Raw genomic sequence first — 4,611 nt, 5'->3', positions numbered from 1 at the left:
CTTGTTGGTACCGAGCCAATTTGCAACGCGATAGTATTGCTCCAACAAGTATTTTCGGGGCTGACGAAGGAATGAATATTTCCGAACTTGACGAAGGATACGCTCCGGTACGCCTGCACCGAATTCAACGACGAGATTTCCGGCGAGAATACGCCTCACGATATCAGGCTTCAATACGAAGAATGATTTCGATTCCAGATCGTAGATCGAATACTCCACTGAGGTTGAGACAACCTCCTTTGCGAATATCGCGAGCTGTCGCTCTGTACGCACAATCCCTGACGGAGGTCCCGACCAGCGCGATGACGTTGTGAGGTCAAAAATCAATCGGGGCGATTGGGACATGCTGTGATACTTTCAATAGAATGCCAAATATCAAATCCCCTCCCCGTACGCACTCAAGCGACAAAGACGATTCAACTGGCAGTAAAGTCTGGGGAAGGTGCGGCGCAAGGGCGCTCATGAAACGGCAGGCAGAGTTGTGGGGTCAATCTGCGTCCAACCAGCTCAGCTCCTCGGGTACAGCTATGCTTTGAAAGTCTCATCCGTCCTCTTGCTTAGACCTCGTCTCCGTTCACATGCGCCAGCCTCGGAGAACGACGGGCTGACGAACGGAATATGGCAGCGGGCAACGACCGAGCGTTAACAATTCACGTTGTCGTTGGCAAGTCGTAAGCGCGTAGCTGAGGTTGGTCAGGCCTTGTAGTTCCGGGAATGACTGCTCTACGCTGGAGATGGGCCATCTGTTGGCGATGCGCTCGAGCGTCTGGGTGAGCCAGGCGAATAGATCGACGTTGTTCATCTTCACGGTGGCCCGACGGTCGCCCAAGTGCTTAGCCGCCATTCGACCCGACCTTATGATGCCCGCATTCTGGGCCGCGAGATAGAGGTCTCATATCCGTTCCACTCGCTGTTCCTGCGGCCAGCGATCGTGATTGGCGATCAGTTCCACAACGGCAGTCGGCATCTGACCCTGCGCTCAGGCGAGGGTCCATCCTTTCTGATTCCCGCCTGTTTGGTCGATCCAGCGGTCGCATCGGTCAAGATCGCTGACGTTCTGCGCCTTTCGGTTGCCCGACTTTTTGATCTTAGGGCGTTCCTCGACGCAGGCCTAGCCTGCAACCTTGGGGAGGAGTTTGCCCAAGACGGCACTGATGGCGAAGCAGTGGACGCATGCGCAACAGGATCTGTTCGAGGAGCCGCCGCTAGTCATGAGGCTCGCGCCGGCGGAGCGGACGAAAGCGGTGGAGCAGCTGCAGGCACTCCTGATGGAGGCGATGGCGGCCGTAGTGGACCAGTTGGAGGCGGGCGATGACCAAAATCACGGCTGATCATCTGGTACGGAACGCCATCGCCTATGTCCGAAAACCGACGCTTTCCAAGTTGCACAGAACGTTGAAAGCCATCGACGCAAGTATGGCTTGGCCGATCGGGCACGTCAGTTGGGGTGGTCCGACATCAAGGTGATTGACGACGACCATGGCCGTTCGGGTGCGGGCGCACGGCGGCCCGGCTCGAGAAGCTTCTGGCGGCAATCTGCGAGGGCCGCGTCGATGCGGTGTTCTCGCTAGAGGCCCGGCCCGCAATGGGAGCGACTGGCACACGCTCCTGGAGTTCTGCGGTCAGGTCGGTACGCTGATTGTAGATGAGGATGGCGTCTACGACTCGGCCAACGACCCGCTCCTGCTCGGCATGAAGGGCACGATGAGCCAGATGGAACTCTCGGTTGCGGATCGACGCGTCCAGGAGACAATCGCGTTGGTGTTCCGCAAGTTGGCCGAATCGTCAGACAATCCGCCAGGTGCTGGTGTGGTGCCGACAGGAGAAGGTTCTGTCGCCCTCCCTGAGCAACAGTGCTGCCGCCGACCGGATTATCTGGCGTCTGCCTATTCATCCGGACTGTCCGTCACATGCTGAGCAACCGGTCCGATGCAGCGCATACACGTCAGCTTGATTTTGCTGGAGTGTTGAGCCAAACAGGCGACTTCACCAAGGGGGCGTTCTCTGGACCCCTCGCCGGATAGAACGGAAGAAGTGATTCTAGAAGAAATCAACCGAAACTCGAATATAAAGCTTTTGGTGTTTTCACGCCGATTTGGCCAGCCAGCGGCAACTATGGCTGGTATTCTGAGCTGTACGGGCGAAACTTGTGCGGTTATTGACGTGGATCTCCAGGATCAGCCGGAACTTTTAGAGCAGATGTATGGCAAGCTCTCGGAGGGCTTCGAAGTGGTTTACGCCACCCGCCGCAGCCGTCGTGGCGAGACATGGTTCAAGAGACTGATATCCCATTTTGGCTACACGGTGATCAATAAGCTGAGCGACGTCAAAATTCCGCGCAACACAGGCGATTTCAGGATCATGACGCGGCGTGTTGTTGAAGAACTGCGCCAGTTGAACGAAACCCACGGGTTCCTCCGTGGTCTCGTTGCATACGTTGGGTTTAAGCAGGGATTCATCGAATATGACCGTGACGAGAGGTTTGCCGGAAAGGGCAACTACAATCGACTGACCGGATCCCTGAAGATCGGGCTAAATGGCTTAGTCAGTTTTAGCTCCCGACCACTTTTCATGATGTCGCTCGCAGGGTTTGCCTTGGCTGGCCTCAGCTTCTTGCTGGGCGCGTGGTATCTGCTACAGAAGCTCGTTGGCGTGAATCTTACGCCGGGCCTGTCCACAACCATCCTTTTCATCAGCTTCTTTTCCGGAACGCAGCTCATTGGATTGGGGCTGATCGGGGAGTATGTCGGCCGCATTTATGATGAAGTAAAGCGACGCCCGATGTATATCGTGGACCGGAAAGCCAATTTTTGAGGTGCGTTGTGTTTCCATTTAAGCTGCCGGTTCCCCGTGGACACACATCTGAGCCAATTTGGGACGGCGCCGGCTTTATCATCGGCTCGGAGTCTGTTCCCGTCCTCGAGTATAGTGAGAATTTTGAGGGATGGTCCGATGACTTGACGCAGCTTCATGAGGAAGCTGCAGGGGATCAACATCCGATCGACGTGGCCTCTCGGAAGTGTGCGATAGATCAGGTGCATCGACATGCAGCCAAGCCTAGTGCTGTCATTATGGATATCGGTTGCTCGTCGGGCTTCTTGTTGAAAGATCTTCGTAGTCGCTTGACAGATAATTTTCTGATTGGTGCTGACGTCGTCAAAGCTCCCCTGTTGAAGCTGGCAAGTGAATTAAAGGGTATACCCCTCATTCGCTTTGACCTGCTTCAATGTCCTTTGCCGGCGCGGTCTGTTGATGTCATCGTGATGCTCAACGTTTTCGAGCATATTGGAGATGACACTCGCGCTATGCGGCAGGCTTACGAACTATTGACGCCCGGAGGCGCTTTGATCGTCGAGGTGCCTGCCGGTCCCTTACTGTTTGGCCCCTACGACGTGCAGCTGAACCATTTTCGTCGCTATACTAGTGGCGAGTTAAGAGGCAAGCTTGAGGCGGCAGGCTTTCGGGTCACTAGAAAGTCGCACCTCGGCTTCTTCATATACCCGGTTTTTGCGTTAGTGAAACYGAAGGACAGGTTCTTAAGCAAAACACCTGACCGGCAAGTCGTGGCGCAACAAGCTGCATCAACAAAAAACAGCTGGCTGATGTCTGTCCTGATGAAGGCCGAGTCGAAATACCTGTCAGGGCTCCCTCTCCCTTTCGGCGTGCGTGTCACTATGACTGCTGTAAAACCTGATCCGTCCACTCCGTGACTTGGCTTCTATGAAAGTCCCGATAAAGCTTCTTAAGCACGGCGCGCAAATAACAAAGTATCTCACAGTTGGCGGACTGACTGCGGCGATCTATTTTTCTATTTTATTCATCACGTTTGATTTTTTGGATCTGTCAAAAAATCTGTCTGTAACCACTTCATACTTTGTTTCTACGGCCTTCCATTTTGCTGCCAACAAGCTTTTTACCTTTGCAAGCCATGGCAAAAATTTCGCACCTCAGATTGCACGGTACCTTTGCGTTGTTTTTATCAACTACCTAATAACGATGCTTGTCGTTTTTATCATCGTCGATCTGTGCGGCCTGTCACCATATGCGGGTGTGGCGGTTGCGGTTGCTGTCACCGTGGCTTTGGGTTACGGCATGACAAAATTCTGGGTGTTCCAGCAGGATGGGATTGGACGTGGTTAGCACATTTGTCGTTACGGGCTGCTCCGGCTTTATCGGTAGCAATCTTGTGGATCGCCTGCTGGCAAATGGAGACGCCGTCATTGGCGTCGACAATTTCAGCACAGGACAGCGCCGCTTTCTCGACGGTGCACTGAAGCACCAGAATTTCAAGCTGCTGGAGTTGGATCTTCTGGATTTGGATGGGCTGACTGCCGCCTTCAAAGGTGGCGACGCCGTGTTCCATCTGGCCGCTAATGCCGATGTAAGGTTCGGGACTGAACATCCCCGTAAGGATCTCGAGCAAAATACGATCGCGACTTACAACGTGCTGGAAGCGATGCGCGCAAATGGCATCCGCAAGATAGCCTTCTCATCAACCGGTTCGGTATACGGCGAGGCACAGGTTGTCCCAACGCCGGAAGACGGACCTTTTCCAATACAGACCTCTCTTTACGGCGCATCTAAAGCCGCTGGCGAAGGGCTGATTTCAGC

Annotated in this window: 6 protein-coding genes and 1 pseudogene; 5 read left to right on the top strand and 2 right to left on the bottom strand. The window is 54.3% G+C overall.

Annotated elements, in window-relative coordinates; all coding sequences use genetic code 11:
- Window positions 1-219, bottom strand: a 219-nt coding sequence (locus AC1DUU_RS28945) for a hypothetical protein (protein WP_476786769.1), incomplete at its 3' end; no start/stop codon positions are given.
- 490 nt (window positions 220-709) lie between these two features.
- A pseudogene (locus AC1DUU_RS28940) lies at window positions 710-811 on the bottom strand (transposase domain-containing protein); the annotation flags it as partial.
- 325 nt (window positions 812-1,136) lie between these two features.
- Here AC1DUU_RS28940 and AC1DUU_RS28935 point away from each other — a divergent pair.
- From AC1DUU_RS28935 to AC1DUU_RS28915, 5 genes are all read left to right on the top strand, one after another.
- The gene (locus AC1DUU_RS28935; RefSeq protein ID WP_476786768.1) at window positions 1,137-1,331 is read left to right on the top strand and encodes a hypothetical protein; all 195 of its coding nucleotides are present in this window, start codon (window positions 1,137-1,139) and stop codon (window positions 1,329-1,331) included.
- 673 nt (window positions 1,332-2,004) lie between these two features.
- A complete protein-coding gene (locus tag AC1DUU_RS28930; RefSeq protein ID WP_476786771.1) occupies window positions 2,005-2,814 on the top strand; it encodes a glycosyltransferase family 2 protein in 810 nt (269 codons plus the stop codon).
- 143 nt (window positions 2,815-2,957) lie between these two features.
- Window positions 2,958-3,710 carry a class I SAM-dependent methyltransferase gene (locus tag AC1DUU_RS28925; RefSeq protein ID WP_476786767.1) on the top strand — a complete coding sequence of 251 codons (753 nt, stop codon included), beginning with the start codon at window positions 2,958-2,960 and terminating at the stop codon, window positions 3,708-3,710.
- A gap of 10 nt (window positions 3,711-3,720) precedes the next feature.
- Complete coding sequence (locus AC1DUU_RS28920) at window positions 3,721-4,140, top strand: GtrA family protein (RefSeq protein ID WP_476786766.1); 420 nt, start codon at window positions 3,721-3,723, stop codon at window positions 4,138-4,140.
- Window positions 4,133-4,611: NAD-dependent epimerase/dehydratase family protein (locus tag AC1DUU_RS28915; protein ID WP_476786770.1), on the top strand; the 479-nt coding region annotated here is incomplete at its 3' end. The genes AC1DUU_RS28920 and AC1DUU_RS28915, both read left to right, overlap by 8 nt.

This window comes from Aminobacter sp. P4_H6_2, from assembly GCF_056400805.1.
This window is presented reverse-complemented; position numbering and strand designations above follow the sequence as displayed.